Here is a 15,781-nt window from a genome sequence, read left to right on the forward strand (position 1 = left end):
ATTCAAATAACATGGATAACAAGCTGAGCAGGAACCATTCCTTCGGAGAACGCGGACAAGACGACACGCCCTCGGTCTCCCGTGAATCGGATGACCGTACTGACACATCCGCGATACATATGCATCCAATCGCTGTTGTACGGCTCGCTTGAACTAAGATCCCCGTTATCTACAGCAATGATCTCCGCCGGTCCGTCAACCTTGAAAATGACTTTGGAGCTTTCGCGAAAGACCGGCGTTCCCTCGCTGTCCTTTGCCCGAACGGTAAACAATTTTTGATAGCCTTCCCCTGCTTCCAGTCTGATTTCTTCTGCATCAAAGCCGAGTCTCGCCGCCGGCCCCGCTGTTTTCAACGTATGCTGACATACTTCACGTCCGCCAATGAAGCCTCTGACCGTAACGGTTCCCGGCAAGTAGGGAAGATAGCCTGTCATCATCCGGTTGGGGAACGAAGACGGTTTATTCACATAGAATCGTTTCCCGTTCAAATCGACGGCGACTTCTTCACAATTCGTCGCGATCATATAGGGAATGACCGTCTTGTGAAACTGAGGGAAGTTCCAATGGCTCGCATATCTTGGAGCATCCCAATGCTCTTTCACCCCTTCATCCTGCAAGGAATAGTCCATAACGGCCAAATAGACCATCGGTTCCTCAGACCAATAGCTTTCATAAAGATAAGAAAGCGGCTTGCGCTCGTTGTTCGTCCAGAACAATGAACCGGCCCAGCCTTTAGAAGGATATCCCATCGATTCACCCAGATAATCAATACCTGTCCAGAGCATGCCGCCGATGACATAATCATGCTTTTCCACATCCATCCAAGGGACTTCCTCGCTGAAGTTTTGCATCTGATCGGAATGCCCCCGGAAAAATTGGTAAGTCTCCGTTCCCAAAATCAATTTATCGGGAATAGCCTCGTGGATGGCAGGATACCACTGCTCCTGATAATTGCAGCTGATCACATCGACATGCTCGGCAATTCTGCGGATACGCTCAATTCGCTCCCCCAAATCATAAATTTCCGTATCGCTCACTTCATCTACAAACTGTTGTATATCCTTCACCTTGGAAAGATCCGCGTTACTCTCGTATTTAAAGTGAGGGTTCATCGCATAAGAAACCGGTCTCGTATCGTCGAGCGTTACCAGATGCTCTTTAAGCATTTTCAGTATTTGGAGCATGGATTCCTGCCCTTGATTTTCAACCTCGTTGCCGACGCCCCACATAAAGATACACGGATGGTTGCGGTCCCTTGTGACCATGCATTCCAGGTCGGATTGCCATTCCGTCTCAAAATACCTTCTGTACGCGCCGCCGGTCCATTTGTCAAACGGCTCTTCATAGACAAGCAGTCCGAGTTCATCGCATAGATCCAGAAGCTCCGATGCGGGCATGTGATGAGCCGTGCGAATCGCATTGCATCCTATAGCTTTGAATTGGATCAGTCTATCCTTCCAGATTTCCGGCGGGACGGCAACTCCGAGACAGCCCGCATCCTGGTGAATGCATAGTCCCTTTATCTTTATTGATTTGCCATTCATGTACATGCCTTTGCCGGGAATCATCTTGATTTCTCTGACACCGATGCGCAACCCATACGTATCGACGAGCCGATTTCCCTCAAAAAGCGATAATTCCAAATGATACAGATGCGGCTGCTCAGGACTCCACAGCTTGACGCTAGGGATTTCAACACGAATCAGTCCGCTGTCCGATTCGCCAGTAATGCGCACATTTTCATCCGAAATACATGCTTTTACCAAGGATGAGACCCCTGTCATGATCGTAACGATGCCCGTATCCCCGTTGATTGCGGTTTTCACTTGAATGGCTTCCGGTTTGAGATGATGTTTATGCAGCTCCAGCAGCTTGACGGTTCTGTAAATGCCTGCCCCTGAATACCATCGGTCTGCCGGGAAAGCTGTGTTATCCACCTTCACCAGGATGAGGTTATCGCCTTCATGAATGTAATCCGTAATATCCAGCGTAAATCGGGAATATCCGTATTTTCGCCCGCCCGCTTCTTGACCGTTGACCCATACCGTGCTGTTTTCGTAAACTCCGTCAAATTGGAGCTGGTAAACATAATCCTCCTTGATTTCTTTAAAAACCACCGTTTTTCTGTACCATCCCATTCCCCACCGGTCTCTAAATCCTTGAGCAGCCCCCTGTTTCATGTTCTTATTGATCGGGGCAGCGATTGCCCAATCGTGAGGCAGCTGAACCGGCTCGAAGTTTTGATCTTCCGGCTCTTTTAATGTAAATTCCCAACCGCTCATCATTTTGGTCTCAATTCGGCTCATACGGATTGCCATCCTTTCGTTGCCTTATAGAAATTACTTTGTTATATTCACATTATAGGATTCAATAATAAGCCGTACAACCTAACAATATTAAGAGTAATAGCAAAATATTAAGGTGATCGAATGTACAAGAGGCGCATCCCTGTCATTACAGAATCGGATAAAGAGCTTCCCTATTATCTTGTCGATGTGGGGTCGAATTGGAACCAGGAACATGTCGTACGACCGAAGGGGTATTTGTACCAGTGGATTCAATGCATCAAGGGCGAAGGGGAATTGCTGACGGAGGGAAGAACGTATCGAGTGAAGGAAGGCATGGCCATGCTCCTGTTCAAGGGGGTCCCCCACGAGTATTACGCCGTAAGCCCTTCCTGGATTGTCGATTGGATCGTCTTTGACGGGCATCAGGTCGAGCCTTTTTTAAAGCGTACGGCAGGGATTCCTACCTCCGGCGTGTTCTATGTGTCCAAGCCCGATATGTTCCTGTCGAAAATTCAAAGCGCATTGGATATCCTGCAGTCGGAGATTACGTTAAAAAGCATTCAATGCTCCAGCGTTATCTACTCCCTGCTTACGGACATTGTGCAATATACCTCTGTAAATGCTAACAATAGCGCCAGTAATCTGAATTTCAAGCTTAAGCCCTTGTTCCATTATATTGAACAGAACTTTAACAAGCCTCTTGCTCTGGAGGATCTGGCCGAAATTACCGGAATGACGCCGCAGCACCTATGCACCGTCTTTAAAAAATCAACAAATATACGAATATTCCAATATATTCATTCCGTTAGAATCAAGAAAAGCAAAGAGCTTCTGCTGCAACCCCCCCCTATGCAAATTAAAGAAATCGCCGCTTTGGTCGGTTTTGAAGATGCGAACTATTTTTGCTCCGTCTTTAAAAAGCTCGAACAAATCAGTCCCAACCAATTCAGGAAGATTCATCATAACTAAATATCTGGTAATATGAAAAAACCTCGCCCTCGGCGAGGTTCTTTATGGGATGAATCCTGTAAAAACTACAACATTTTCCCCATCCTTCGTTGCTAAGAAAGGGGAATGTTGTATTTCGTGCAGCAATTTGGGATCGACCGGCTTCAAATCGGTGATAATCGCCCGAAATGTTGCACTTTATACAGCATTGACCCGCACATGCGGTTCATTCCCCCCATTTTGTTGCATAAATTGCAACATTCGCTGACACGTTAAAATGCTCCTCCAAAATGCACCTCCAATCAATAAGGACGGTCTCCTACAATCGCCACGCGTTCCGCTACACGGCGGTTCGGGTAATAATCCGATGCCGCATAATGCTGAGTCGCGCGGTTATCCCAAAAGGCAATGGAATTCGCTTCCCACCGGAAACGAACCTGAAATTCAGGCAGCTGCGAATGCCGGAATAAGTACGCCAATAGCGCTTCGCTTTCCTCCTGCTCCAGACCGACAATCCGCACGGTAAAGTTCGGGTTCACATACAGCGTCTTGCGGCCCGTTTCCGGATGGGTGCGCACGACAGGATGCTCGGCGGCCGGGAACTCCTGCTGACGAATCCGCAGCTCCTCGGGAGAAAGCCTGACCCCGAACACATGGGTAAAATCATGGATAGCTGTCAGACCGTCAATTCGCTCCTTCGCCTCATCCGGGAGATTATCGTAAGCGGCAGCCATGTCCGCCCACAGCGTGTCGCCACCTAATGGCGGAACCTCCGTGACACGGAGGATGGCTCCGAGAGCCGGCGTCAGCCTCCAGCTGACGTCCGAATGCCAATTGTTCTCGTGGCCTTTGTTTGTTTCATTTTTGGCGAACCTCACCACCTCATCCGAATTTCCTTGAGGCAGGAACGGATGCGTTTCGAGCTCCCCCCACAGACGGGCAAACGCCCGCTGCTGTTCGCTGGTAATGTCCTGATTGCGGAAAAATATTACCTTCCACTCCAGCAGGGCGCGGTTCAGCTCCTTTTGGAGCTCCGGGGATACCGGATTTCGCAGATCCACCCCTTCGATTTCGGCACCGATGAGCGGTCCGTAAGGCTTGACACGGAACAGAGTGTAAGGCTTCTCCTCTACTCCTTCCGGCAAACGCCGAATGATGCGGGGCCCTCCCTTGATACCGCGGTCGGGGATTTGAAGCGGACGCTCCTGATTCGCAATGATCTCTGCCATGGGACATTCTCCTCACTTATATATAGTAGAAATTTCTTCGCGATGCCTGCTTTACCGTTACTTCGGGGCTTCCTGCTTCTTGTATTCTTCGCCGACCTCCTTAAGGATCTTGTCGCCGCCGGCTTGGCGCCACTTCTGACCGAGCTCGGCAATTCCTTTGTCGATGTCAAGCTTGCCGTTCAGCAGGTTCACAAAATATTGGTTGTATACTTCGTTGGCCGCTTTGCCGTATTCAATCTCCGCATCGGTTTTCCTGTTCACGAGATTCGGAACGAAATATTGGGAAGCGACCTTGACCGAGTCAAGGGCCCGCTCGATTCTAGGCTCCGTTTGCGGCAGGTAGTTCTCGTCGATCGGCCATGTCACGTTGCCCCAAGCGAGCGGATGGCTCCATCCGTTTGCGGCAAAACCGTCCTTTTCGCGCTCGGCTTCGTTGTAGATGATCTTATCGCCCTCTTTCGTATAATGAACGCCTTCAATTCCTAACTGAAGCAGATCGCGGCCTTCTTTAGAAAGCAAAAAGTCGATAAACTGCGCCGCTTTTTGCGGATTTTCCGCCTTTCTCGTGATGGAGGTGAACAGCGCATTTTTCGAACGGACTGCCATTCCCTGCTTGCCCTCCGGTCCTGCCGGCGGCGGCGCATACCCGAGCTTCCCCTGCGGATTGACCTGCTGCAGGCTGCCTTCAATACGGCTCACGTGGCGGAACAACGGACCGTCCATGAAGCCGGCCTTGCCTTGGAAAAATTTCTGCTCCTTGGTCGGGCGGTCATATACGATAAATTCCGGATCAATCAGCTTCTCGGCGTACCATTTTCTCAGCTCCAGCATCCCTGCCTTGAAGGACGGATGCTCGAACCTCGGAATCACCTCCCCTTGGTCGTTCAAGGCATAGTCCGCATAAGGAAGTCCATGGGCATACAGGACAAAATCGAAGGCGGTCAAAGGATCGCCTTCAGCAGGCTTATTGGTCACGTATCCGAACGTATCCGCCTTGCCGTTGCCGTCCGGGTCTTTCTCGACAACGGCTTTCAGTGCGTCGTGAAATTCCTCCAGCGTCTTCGGATGCGGTATGCCGAGCCGATCGAGCCAATCCTGCCGGAACTGAACGGTGTAGTTCGACTTATCCCGTCCGCTCACAAACGGATATCCGTAATATTGGCCGTCCACCGCAGTCCACTGCAGGCCATCTTCGAGCTTAGCCTTCAATGTCGGCGTATCGTTCAAATAGTCGTTCAAAGGAACAATGATTCCTTCCTTGATCCATTGGGAGACGGAATTGGAAGGGTACCGGGTGGTGACGACGTCCGGAAGGTCGCCGCTGGCAATGGCAACGTTAATTTTGTCGTAAGAAAACTCCGGCACTATTTTTACGGTCAGCTTAATATTAAGCCGCTTATTGATTTCGGCGATAATGCGGTCGTTCGGCACCAAAGGCTTCGCTCCCTGGTCCCCCGTCGTCAAGTAAACGAGTTCGTACGGCTCATTGGAGCCGGAACCGCCGTCCTTGGCGTCACCCGCCGCCTGCAGGCTGGAGCAGCCTGACGCGGCCAGTAAAGCAGCCGCTCCTGCGCCGGCGATCCATTTTTTCGATTGCGAACGTTCTAATTTCCTCATCTTTCCTCCTCCATACCGGGTAAGATTTTTTTATTTTTTTGGAATAAGGAATTATTCCTTGACCCCGCCGATCAACACGCCATTAATGAAGTACTTTTGAAAAAATGGATAGATGAGCATGACCGGAATCGATGCCGCCATGACTGTAGCCATTTTGATCGACGGACCCAGCAGGAAAAGGCTGTCCCCGCCGCCGGAGTACGACGATTCGTTCTCGAAAAGCATGCTTCGTAAAAATAGCTGCAGCGGCCAAAGATTTTTGTCGCTGATAAAAAAGATGGCGTTAAAAAACTCGTTCCACCGGGAAACCGCGTAAAACAACGTGATCGTGGAGATGGCCGGCATGGATAAAGGGATGACGATTTTAACAAGCACCGTCATATCGTTGCAGCCGTCGATTCGGGCCGCGTCAATAAGACCTTCCGGCAGCGTTGAAAAAAAGTTTTTCATGATGATCAGGTTATACGTATTGATGGCGCTTGGGATGATCAAAGCCCAGACGGTATTCATCATCCCTAAATTTTTCACGACGAGATAAGTCGGGATAATCCCTCCGCTGAACATCATCGTAAAAACGAACAGAAACATGATCAAGCGGTGGCCCTTCAGCTGAGGCTTCGACAGCGCATAAGCGGCCATCACGGTGAGCGCCATATTCATCGCCGTGCCTACAACGGTCACGAATAAGGTTACGCCGTACGAAGTCCACAGCTCCTTCATCGAGAACAAATAGGCATAAGCCTCGAACGTTACGCTTTTCGGAAACAGATGGATGCTTGAGCTTAAGTACTCTTCAAGCGGAATAACGGATACGACCAAGGTGTCCCAAAAAGGGTATACCGTGACGATGGCAACGACGGTTAAAAACAGCAGATTGGACGTATCGAATATTTTCCCGGCAAGGCTGGTGCGGTGCATTGTCGCTTCCTCCTTTGTGTCAATAAACCCCTTGTTCCCCCATCAACCGTGCGAGCCTGTTGGCAAGAACCAGAAGAGCGAAGTTGATCGCGGACTTGAACAGTCCTACCGCCGCCGCAATGCTGAATCTGCCTTCCGTTAAGCCGATGCGGTATACATAGGTGTCGATAATATCCGCGACGCTGTATACACCGGGATGATAGAGCACGAATATTTGCTCGAAGCCCGCTTCCATGATGCCTCCCAGCCGGAGAATAAGGATCAGGATGATCGTGCTTCGGATGAGCGGAATCGTCACATGAAGGAGACGCTGCCAGCGGCTTGCCCCGTCGATCACTGCGGCCTCGTAAAGCTGCGGAGGAATTCCGGCCAGGGCTGCCATGTAGATAATCGTGTTCCACCCGAATTCCTTCCAGATCATCGAGAACACAAGCGTGCCGCGAAAATAAGTTTCATCGCTCATAAAGCCAATCGGTGTGCCGCCGAACGCTTTAATGATGTTATTGATCACCCCGTTGTCGGTTGAAAGCAAATTGATCAGGATTCCTCCAAGGATGACCCAGGATATAAAATGCGGCAGATAGATCACCGTTTGCACCGTTCGCTTGAACAGCCTCGCCCTCACCTCGTTCAGCAATAAGGCAACAATGATCGGCGCAGGAAAACCGAAGATAAGCCGGTAAACGGAAATAATGATGGTGTTTTGAATAACCTGCCAAAATTTATCCTGCGAAAACAAATACTCGAAGTGTTTGAATCCGGCCCAGTCGCTGCCAAGAATCCCCTTCGTGATGCTGAAATCTTTGAAGGCCACAACGGCTCCATACATGGGGGCGTAATGAAAAATCAGATAGTAGATGACCGCTGGAGCCAGCATCAAGTACAGATATCGGTTAAACCAGATGTACTGCAGCAGCTTCGATTTTTGGCGTACCCTCTTGCCTGGCACAAGCTCGATCTTCTTCAAGGCAAGGTCCCGATTGGCAGTAGACATTCAAATCTCCCCTTCTATAAAAAAAGAGACACAACATTCCGCGAATGCTGTGTCTCCGGTTTTCCAGTCGACGACGGTTGTGGATTATTCATTCAATTCCCATCGAATTTCTGTGATTTAAAAGGATAATATCACATGGCATTTGTCTATGTCAACACATTTATTTTTAAGCGGCTCCCTTAGATTTTGGGGACGCCAAGCAGGCCTGCAATCCAAAATGCAGCCTCTGAAATCGTATGTTTTCGTTTCCCGGCTGTCTATGCCGATGCTCCATGCTCGGAGCCTGGAGACCGCGTCACGCTTCTCCTTCCGTCTACACCGACAGGCACCTCTCCGGCAACGGTAACGCGGCGAACGACCCTATGCTGGTTTCCATAGTCATTGACCGCATAATGTTGGGTCGCCCGGTTATCCCAAATGACGACATCTCCGGCAGACCAACGCCAGCGCACCGTATTCTCCAGCTTGGTGATATGGTTCTGCAAAACCGAGAAAAGCTGCGCAGAATCGTCAACGGACAGCCCTATAAATTTTTTCACAAAATGGCCGAGCACCAGCGTGCGCTCTCCTGTTTCCGGATGCACGCGAACGACTGGATGCTCCGTCTCGATAATCCTGGAGGCAAACACCTCTCTATGCCGCTTGACTTCCTCCGGAGTCGTCGATGCCCGGCGTGCCGCATAATCGTAGTCATTCGTATGCAGCGCCCAAAGCTGATCGGCAAGCTGCTTCAGCTGCTCCGGCAAATTGTCATAAGCGGTCGCCGTATTCGCCCAAACGGTATCTCCACCGCTCTCAGGCACGATAACGGCCCGTAGAATGGAGGCTTTCGGATATGCGTCCACGAACGTCACATCCGTATGCCAAGAATCTGCGCGCCCCCCATGATTGGAATCAAGCTCAAGCGTGTAGCTCGTTCCTTCTTTATTCGGCACGGTCGGATGGGCAACCGGTTCCCCGAACAGGCTCGCTAACGCTTCCTGGTCGGCGTCCTGCAAATGATTTTGATCGCGGAAGAATAGAACCTTATACTTAAGCAGCGCCTTGTTTAATTCCTCCACAACGTCGGCGCTCAAATCAGCCGATAGACGCACGCCAGTGACGATGGCTCCGATCCTTCCGGCAGCCGGCTGAAAGCGAAGCGCCACCTTGTTCTCCCGTACAATTTCACTCATGTTTATTCCTCCCCGGATTTTATAAGTAAACACGATAGGGCATAAACACCGTTATCCCTCACCCAAGCCCCTCAATCCAGACCCGGTTTTCCAACAAAAAAAGGAGACACAGCACCGTTAAAGGTGTGGTCTCCAGTTTTCCGGTAGATAACCGTTAATTCCTATGTGTTTACTGCACTTAAAAGATAACATGCGGGCGTTTGCTCTTCAACCATTATTTTCCTACAGATATAAAATCAAGCAGATACAGCTTCGTCAGCAAGCTTCTTGATCCGCGACGAGAAGAATCAATGCAGCCTTATATCAAGACCGCATTGATCCATTGTCACCTTTTTTGCTTATAAAACTCATGATACAGCTTCATCAGCGCCCGCTTCTCGATCCGCGACACATACGACCGCGAGATACCGAGTTCCTTGGCAATTTCCCGCTGCGTCCGCTCCTCGCCACCCGCCTCCAGCCCGAACCGGCCGACGACGACCTCGCGTTCTCTTTCGTCAAGAATGTCCAGGTTTTTGTATATTTTGGATTTCTCGATTTTCAGCTGCACCTTATCCACGACATCGTCGGCCTCCGTACCGAGAATGTCGATGAGCGAAATTTCATTTCCCTCCTTGTCCGTCCCGATGGGATCATGAAGCGAGACGTCTTTGCGCGTTTTTTTGAGCGAACGCAGATGCATGAGGATTTCGTTCTCGATGCAGCGCGCGGCGAAGGTCGCCAGCTTCGTCCCCTTGTCTGGACTGAACGATTCGATCGCCTTGATCAGCCCGATCGTCCCGATGGAGATCAAATCCTCAAGGTCTTCCCCGGTGTTGTCGAATTTCTTGAGGTTGTGAACACGAACCGATGTCATTCTCATGTTGAAGAAACTGTTGCCGTTTCAAATCGTCAAGGGCGCCCACGGCCGTGACCTGTACTTCATTTCCGTCAAAACGGATCAGGATCTCATCAACCAACGTTTCCACGATATGACGTTTATCCTCAAAGGTCAGTTGATCTCCGCCGCTCTCCACAAACATGCGGATCGTTTGCGTCAGCTCAGCCATTCGGGTCGCGGAAAGCTCTTTCTCCAACAATTCGGTTAGTTGCTTTTCGTACACGGCGAGCTCTTGTTGCAGCGACTTTAACCCGGCGTTGATGTGCTGCATTTCGCTTAACATCTCTTGCTCGTCGATGACTTCCCGCTTAAACATGACTTTAATTTTTTCTTTTTCCTTTTCTTTTTGCTCGATTTGCCGTTTGATTTGGTCCGCGGCAGACCGCAACTCCTGATGAATTTCTTGCGATCGGCTGTGTAGCCTTTCGATATAATCATCGGGGTTGGACAGTGTTTCCAAGATTAGCCGCCATACGTAATCATCGAGCATATCGGCGCGCAGCGTTTGGGTTGGACACTTTTCGACGCCTTCGCCATACTTTTTGGGAAATTTATTGGGACACCGATAACAGGTGTAACGGATTTTTTCACCCGTTGCTTTATTCATTCGACCGGTGTAAGTCGTTGCCTGCCACATCCGACCGCAATGTCCGCAACGGATCATTGATTTTAACAAGTAATCATATTTGACATTTCCCGATTTCTTCATGTTTTTCTCTTTCTGCGCTTGCGCCAATGCAAATAATTGCGGGTCAATAATGGGAGGCACCTCGACCAAGATCCAGTCATTTTCACCGCGGAACTTATAGGTTTTTTTCGGCGTCCCGTTCTTCGTTTTTTCTCCCCGAATTTTGCGTGTTTCCCGACGATTATAATAAAACTTGCCAATATACACTTCTGACGTTAACACGCGCCGAATGGAACTGGCGCTCCAATTTCGGCTTTCGCCGCGTTTCGGCACGGCTCCGAGCGAATACAGACGTTCCCCGATCTCCCTAAGCGTATAATTATCGTAGACATACCAATGATACATTTTGCGAACAAATTCGGCTTCCTCTTCATTGATCACTAACGTATGCTCGTTAAGGTCATATCCGTACGGTGCCACCCTCATCGGCATAATTTTTTTCTCTTTCTCCACCGCTTTGAGTCTGCCGCGAACGGTCCGTTTTTTAATTAAGGACAACTCATATTGAGCAATCGAACTCATTAGATTGAAAAACAGCTGCCCCTCCGGAGTATTTCGGTACTCCGTATCCACGAAAACCAGTTCGACATCGCTTCTCTCCAGTTCGCGGCAGAGGATTAATTTATCGGTCAAATCTCTAGTCAAACGGTCGGGATGAGTAACAATCAATCGATCGATGATTCCTTGCGCGACATCCTGCCTTAATTCATTCAACGCCGGACGGTCGATATCCTCGCCCGTAAAGCCCTCTTCACGATATACCTTTAGCATTCCTTCTGAAAGCCCCATGTCTCTGGCTTTTCGAAAGCAAATCTCAACTTGCGCATCCAGGCTGGTGCCTTCCGACGCTTGCATACCCGTTGAAACCCTGGAGTAGATCGCGGTGTACATGAAATATGCTCCCTTCTAACCCTTGCTTACACAACCAAGTATTGACATCCCAAGCAACAAAAAAACCGGCTTATTCAGTCGGTTTCAAGATCAATCGTTTTAAGATATAGTCGATTACTGCGCTTTTGGCTTCGTTGGCGGATAAGGCGCTTGAGGGTTTTGGAACCGCGAAAGGCTGAGGCACATATACGATTTTAATAGTCGGCATTCGCTCCATACTCCTCACCTCAATACACCTTATTCCGCCGGACGATTGTCCTAGCACAACCGCATTGTATGTTGAATAGATTTGAACTCCGTTTCCTTTATCCGGATAATAGCTGATTCATGTTCAGCTCCAATGAACATCCAGTGCCAGTACCCTGGTACAACGGATTGATTGATAAATACCGACCATGTGAGGGAAGTAGCTTTCAGTAAGTTCATGAAATGACTCATTTGGATCATGTCAGGATTATATAAATCCACAATAATGGCTTCTGTTCGCCTCTCTAAACGGAGATAGTAGACCTGTCCATCACTCGATTCCAGAACATATCCATTGATTTGTCTATATTCTCCTGCAGCAAACATGAGTCGATCCTTTATTTCCTCGATACTGAAAACGACTTTTCCAGCAAAGTCAAAACTTTTATAGTCCCATCGATTTCTGCCTATTTGATTCTTGTATACATAGTCGAAAGGTACTCGAGTTAAAATTGCAAACTTTGCTAACAGTTCATTACTGAACCTTCTTCCCGCCTTTAATGGATTGGATAGATCAGAAATAGTTGAAGCAGACCTTGAGTATTTGCCAAGCAGCAACAGTCGTAATTCCGCAGAACCCAAGTTAAACACTTGGATTAGAAATCTCCGCCGATTCGGCAAAGATAATTTTCTTAATAGATTTCCAAATCTATCAGGATCAGTGTATGCAATTTCCTTTAGCTGATCCCAATCTTTACCTAGCCTATTCATTAAAGTCGTTTCTTCAATTTCATTATTCATGAATCTTTGAAGAAGACGGCTTTCTTTCAACTTATGTTTTACTCCCCAACATTATAGTCCTGTTCAAGCCGCTCCATCATCGAAACTCCATAAATGGAACAGATTCAGCTTTGCATCGACCGAAAAGAACCTTACCGCTTCTATTTCCAACAAGTTTATGCTCCATTTGTGGAGCAAACGGGACAGTGTGAGCAGTAAATGATACTTTACGAATAACATGAAGACCATTGGCTCCACCTCCTTTATCAATCACAAAAACTTGGGCTGAGAATGGTCGAGAAAAACTGAATCTGATAGGAGTTGCTTAATGATGGACGAACATACGAAAACTTCGAACAGCTACATCTATGGCTTATTCCAATCGGAACATTGGAAGCAATTAGCGAAAACTCTCTCGTCGAATGCTTCAACAAAGAACTCTATTTCGCAAGAATGTTTAACAAAGGAAGATATCGGAAACCATGATATCAAGAACCTAAGTTGGGAGAAGGTGCTCTCGTTCTTGAATAGCATGTACGCATTCGCTTGGCCTGAACATAATGCCAAGACTTGTTCTTCAGGTTCTCCTGGTTTGAATGAATGGATCTTTACAACCCATATCCAAGGCCAAATTTTTGCCCCTGTTCTACTTGATTACTTGGAAAAGAAAAAAAAGATGAAATCCACCAGCTTCTTTTCCATAACTGAGTACGCACTGGAGCTCATTCATTTTTTCAAAACTCACTTGGAACTTGATGCTCGATTCATTGGCGACAAAGAACTGGCAAACAAAGATATCCTCATGAAGTTCGCAGAGCAATCTTATCCAAACTTCGTCCAGAGAGATCTAATTTTTACTCTTGATAAAAAATTACTCTCGCATAAGCTTGAATTTCAGACATCTATGCACAATCGTTCCACGAGAGGGCGGAACCAAGAGATTAATCATCCCGCTATCAACGCGCATATAAAAGATTTGCTCCGATCGGGGGTGAAAGCAAAGTCAGTGCATAACAAATACAAGGCCAGTTATGCCATGTTTTTGCACTGGCTGCATTACAATTACGTCCAGTTCCAGAGCATTTCACCCGATGACATCCCTCTATCCAAAGTTACAGAAGAGCATCTGCTCGAATTTAAACAGTACTTATTACGGTTGGCAACGAAAGGTGTCTACAGCAAGCACACGGTCAGCGATCGTTTTTACGATATCCGTTCCCTGATGTCAAACCTATACAAATTAGGATGGCTTTCCAGGGATATTACTTTGGATATTACAGGGATCGCCTATGATAAGTATCTTCATCGGGATTTGCCAAGTGATACAGAACTTCAGCGTTTTTTCCAAACGATTCAACGCTATTCCGATGACCCTGTAACAGAACTAACAGCCTTTGGGTTGATGCTCTGTCTTGGTTTGCGAATCCATGAAGTGGCAGGCACCCGGTATAAGGATGTTAATTTGGAGAATAAAACCATCTCAATTTTCGGGAAAAATGAGAAGTCTGTGATTCTTCCTCTTCCTGAACCATTACAAGAGTACTTCGCAAACCTCTCTGGAGGGCACTCTCAGGATAGCTATGTATTTGGAGACAATATCCAAGCTTTCATTCGTGAATTACGCAAACGTTACAAGCTTTATACTTTTGTTTCAGGCTGGAATTACCCGGGAGGTCCCCATTTACTCCGACATGTATTTATCAGTAGATTGTCGGATCGTGCAGATTGTCCGCCACAATTGTTAATGTATCTTGCGAGACATGACCGACCGGAAAACACTGCCCGATACGTTCATCGAAGTACGTCCCAATTACAAAATGCTGTGAACAAAATCAACTACTAAAGGAGAGATTCCCATGCCGAAAGTAATTCACGATACGAAGTTTTCCGAACTCAAAGAACAATTGAACCAGCTTCTAAGCCATTACGGTCCCGAAAAAATGCGGCTTGTGATGGAAACGCTGCCTGTTCAGTCACACTCAACGGTGGAGTTCACAACAGTGACGCGAGATGTTTCATTTCTTGAGGCGGTTGATGCTTTTTTTGAAAGCTGTAAATTTATTGGATTTAGTCAGACGACCCAAACTACATATCGCTCGGAGATGAAGCTGTTTCAGCAATATGTGAAGGAGCATTTAGGTGATAATCCTCAATTTAAAGATGTGACTAACGGCGAATTCTTATCCGATTACATTCATCTGCAATCGGATATAAATACGAAAGCAAAGAAATCCTCATTTCTTCGCACCTTTATTAAGAACACCTATAAAAAATTCTATGGCCATCAAGATTTAGGGGATTTAAAAACCATTCTTCGAGTTCGATGGTCAAACGACGAAGCTCCAAAAGCCTTTACCAAAGTTCAGATTGCTGAAATCTTGCGAATCGCCCAGTCCCGTAACCACGACAGTCTATACACGGCAATCATCTGGACTTTCCTCGGAAGCGGAATTCGAATTAACGAGCTCTGTCACTTGAAGATCGGAGACATCGATCCGGAAACCCAAACCATCAAAGTAATACCCAAGGGTGCTGAGAATACCAAAAAAGCTCGAAAGATCAATCAACTTGCACTCATGATGGTCACAGATTTCATTGAGAAGAAGTACAGTCAAGCTCGTGAAGTGATGTCCGATACCGATTATCAGCAGCTTTATATATTCTCTTGCACCGGAGGAAATAAACCTATCACTTCCAGAGCCATCCAGCAATTTATGAAAAGCATCATCAGAGAGGCTCGATCAATAAAAGATGAAGACAAAGATCGATTAGGCCCCCACTCATTTCGGCATTCTTTTGCAATTCATGGCCTTGAAGCAGGAATCGACATCTACACCCTGTCCAAGCTTCTCGGTCATGAGTCAATCGATAGTACGATGAAGTACTTGCGGATGTCACAGCCGGGTTATAATTGACCCACCGGCGCCGGAATGAAAATGACCCACCTTCAGCGAATCTCTCTCTCAGAGATTTCCGACCAAGGAACCTGAGAGAGGAGAATATCAAGTGCTGAAAGGCGGGACTGTCTTGAGATTACACGAAATGAAAGCGGATGGGAAGAGTCTTCGTCAAATTGCCAAAGAAACCGGCCACTCCCGAAACACCGTGCGAAAATATGTACGGGACGGTCATATTCCGGAGGCGAAGGAGCGTGCAAAACGGGGATCGAAACTCGATCCGTACAAGG

At 47.8% G+C, this 15,781-nt stretch carries 12 protein-coding genes and 1 pseudogene; 4 read left to right on the plus strand and 9 right to left on the minus strand.

Annotated elements, in window-relative coordinates; translation table 11 throughout:
• Positions 1 to 2: 2 nt before the first annotated feature.
• On the minus strand, positions 3 to 2,306 hold the full coding sequence (locus F591_RS0118785) for a glycoside hydrolase family 2 TIM barrel-domain containing protein (RefSeq protein ID WP_019536164.1): 2,304 nt from the start codon (positions 2,304 to 2,306) through the stop codon (positions 3 to 5).
• Positions 2,307 to 2,543: 237 nt separating this feature from the next.
• Here F591_RS0118785 and F591_RS0118790 point away from each other — a divergent pair, with 237 nt between their 5' ends.
• On the plus strand, positions 2,544 to 3,257 hold the full coding sequence (locus tag F591_RS0118790; RefSeq protein ID WP_245581079.1) for an AraC family transcriptional regulator: 714 nt from the start codon (positions 2,544 to 2,546) through the stop codon (positions 3,255 to 3,257).
• Between the two features lie 281 nt (positions 3,258 to 3,538).
• Here F591_RS0118790 and F591_RS0118795 read toward each other — a convergent pair whose 3' ends face one another.
• The 8 genes from F591_RS0118795 to F591_RS0118835 all read right to left on the minus strand — a co-directional run bounded on the left by F591_RS0118795 (position 3,539) and on the right by F591_RS0118835 (position 12,645).
• Positions 3,539 to 4,465: a TauD/TfdA dioxygenase family protein gene (locus F591_RS0118795; RefSeq protein ID WP_019536166.1), complete on the minus strand. Its 927-nt coding sequence runs from the start codon at positions 4,463 to 4,465 to the stop codon at positions 3,539 to 3,541.
• Positions 4,466 to 4,522: 57 nt separating this feature from the next.
• Positions 4,523 to 6,082 carry an extracellular solute-binding protein gene (locus F591_RS0118800; protein WP_019536167.1) on the minus strand — a complete coding sequence of 520 codons (1,560 nt, stop codon included), beginning with the start codon at positions 6,080 to 6,082 and terminating at the stop codon, positions 4,523 to 4,525.
• A 51-nt stretch (positions 6,083 to 6,133) separates the two neighbouring features.
• A complete protein-coding gene (locus F591_RS0118805) occupies positions 6,134 to 7,000 on the minus strand; it encodes a carbohydrate ABC transporter permease (protein WP_019536168.1) in 867 nt (288 codons plus the stop codon).
• Between the two features lie 19 nt (positions 7,001 to 7,019).
• On the minus strand, positions 7,020 to 7,994 hold the full coding sequence (locus tag F591_RS0118810) for an ABC transporter permease (RefSeq protein WP_019536169.1): 975 nt from the start codon (positions 7,992 to 7,994) through the stop codon (positions 7,020 to 7,022).
• 257 nt (positions 7,995 to 8,251) lie between these two features.
• Positions 8,252 to 9,169, minus strand: coding sequence for a TauD/TfdA dioxygenase family protein (locus F591_RS28470; RefSeq protein WP_019536170.1), 918 nt, complete (start codon positions 9,167 to 9,169; stop codon positions 8,252 to 8,254).
• 325 nt (positions 9,170 to 9,494) lie between these two features.
• Positions 9,495 to 10,031: an RNA polymerase sporulation sigma factor SigK gene (gene sigK, locus F591_RS28475; protein WP_083935548.1), complete on the minus strand. Its 537-nt coding sequence runs from the start codon at positions 10,029 to 10,031 to the stop codon at positions 9,495 to 9,497.
• Positions 9,967 to 11,628, minus strand: coding sequence for a recombinase family protein (locus F591_RS29675; protein ID WP_019536172.1), 1,662 nt, complete (start codon positions 11,626 to 11,628; stop codon positions 9,967 to 9,969). The genes sigK and F591_RS29675 overlap by 65 nt, the downstream gene beginning before the upstream one ends.
• A 258-nt stretch (positions 11,629 to 11,886) precedes the next feature.
• On the minus strand, positions 11,887 to 12,645 hold the full coding sequence (locus F591_RS0118835) for a hypothetical protein (protein ID WP_019536174.1): 759 nt from the start codon (positions 12,643 to 12,645) through the stop codon (positions 11,887 to 11,889).
• 277 nt (positions 12,646 to 12,922) lie between these two features.
• On the opposite strand from F591_RS0118835, the gene F591_RS0118845 reads away from it, so the two are divergent.
• From F591_RS0118845 to F591_RS32390, 3 genes and pseudogenes are all read left to right on the plus strand, one after another.
• Complete coding sequence (locus F591_RS0118845; protein ID WP_019536176.1) at positions 12,923 to 14,437, plus strand: tyrosine-type recombinase/integrase; 1,515 nt, start codon at positions 12,923 to 12,925, stop codon at positions 14,435 to 14,437.
• A gap of 13 nt (positions 14,438 to 14,450) precedes the next feature.
• On the plus strand, positions 14,451 to 15,509 hold the full coding sequence (locus F591_RS0118850; protein WP_019536177.1) for a tyrosine-type recombinase/integrase: 1,059 nt from the start codon (positions 14,451 to 14,453) through the stop codon (positions 15,507 to 15,509).
• A gap of 127 nt (positions 15,510 to 15,636) precedes the next feature.
• Positions 15,637 to 15,781 (plus strand): annotated as a pseudogene (locus tag F591_RS32390) (IS21 family transposase); the annotation flags it as partial.

The organism is Paenibacillus ginsengihumi DSM 21568, assembly GCF_000380965.1.
GTDB classification, from domain to species: domain Bacteria; phylum Bacillota; class Bacilli; order Paenibacillales; family NBRC-103111; genus Paenibacillus_G; species Paenibacillus_G ginsengihumi.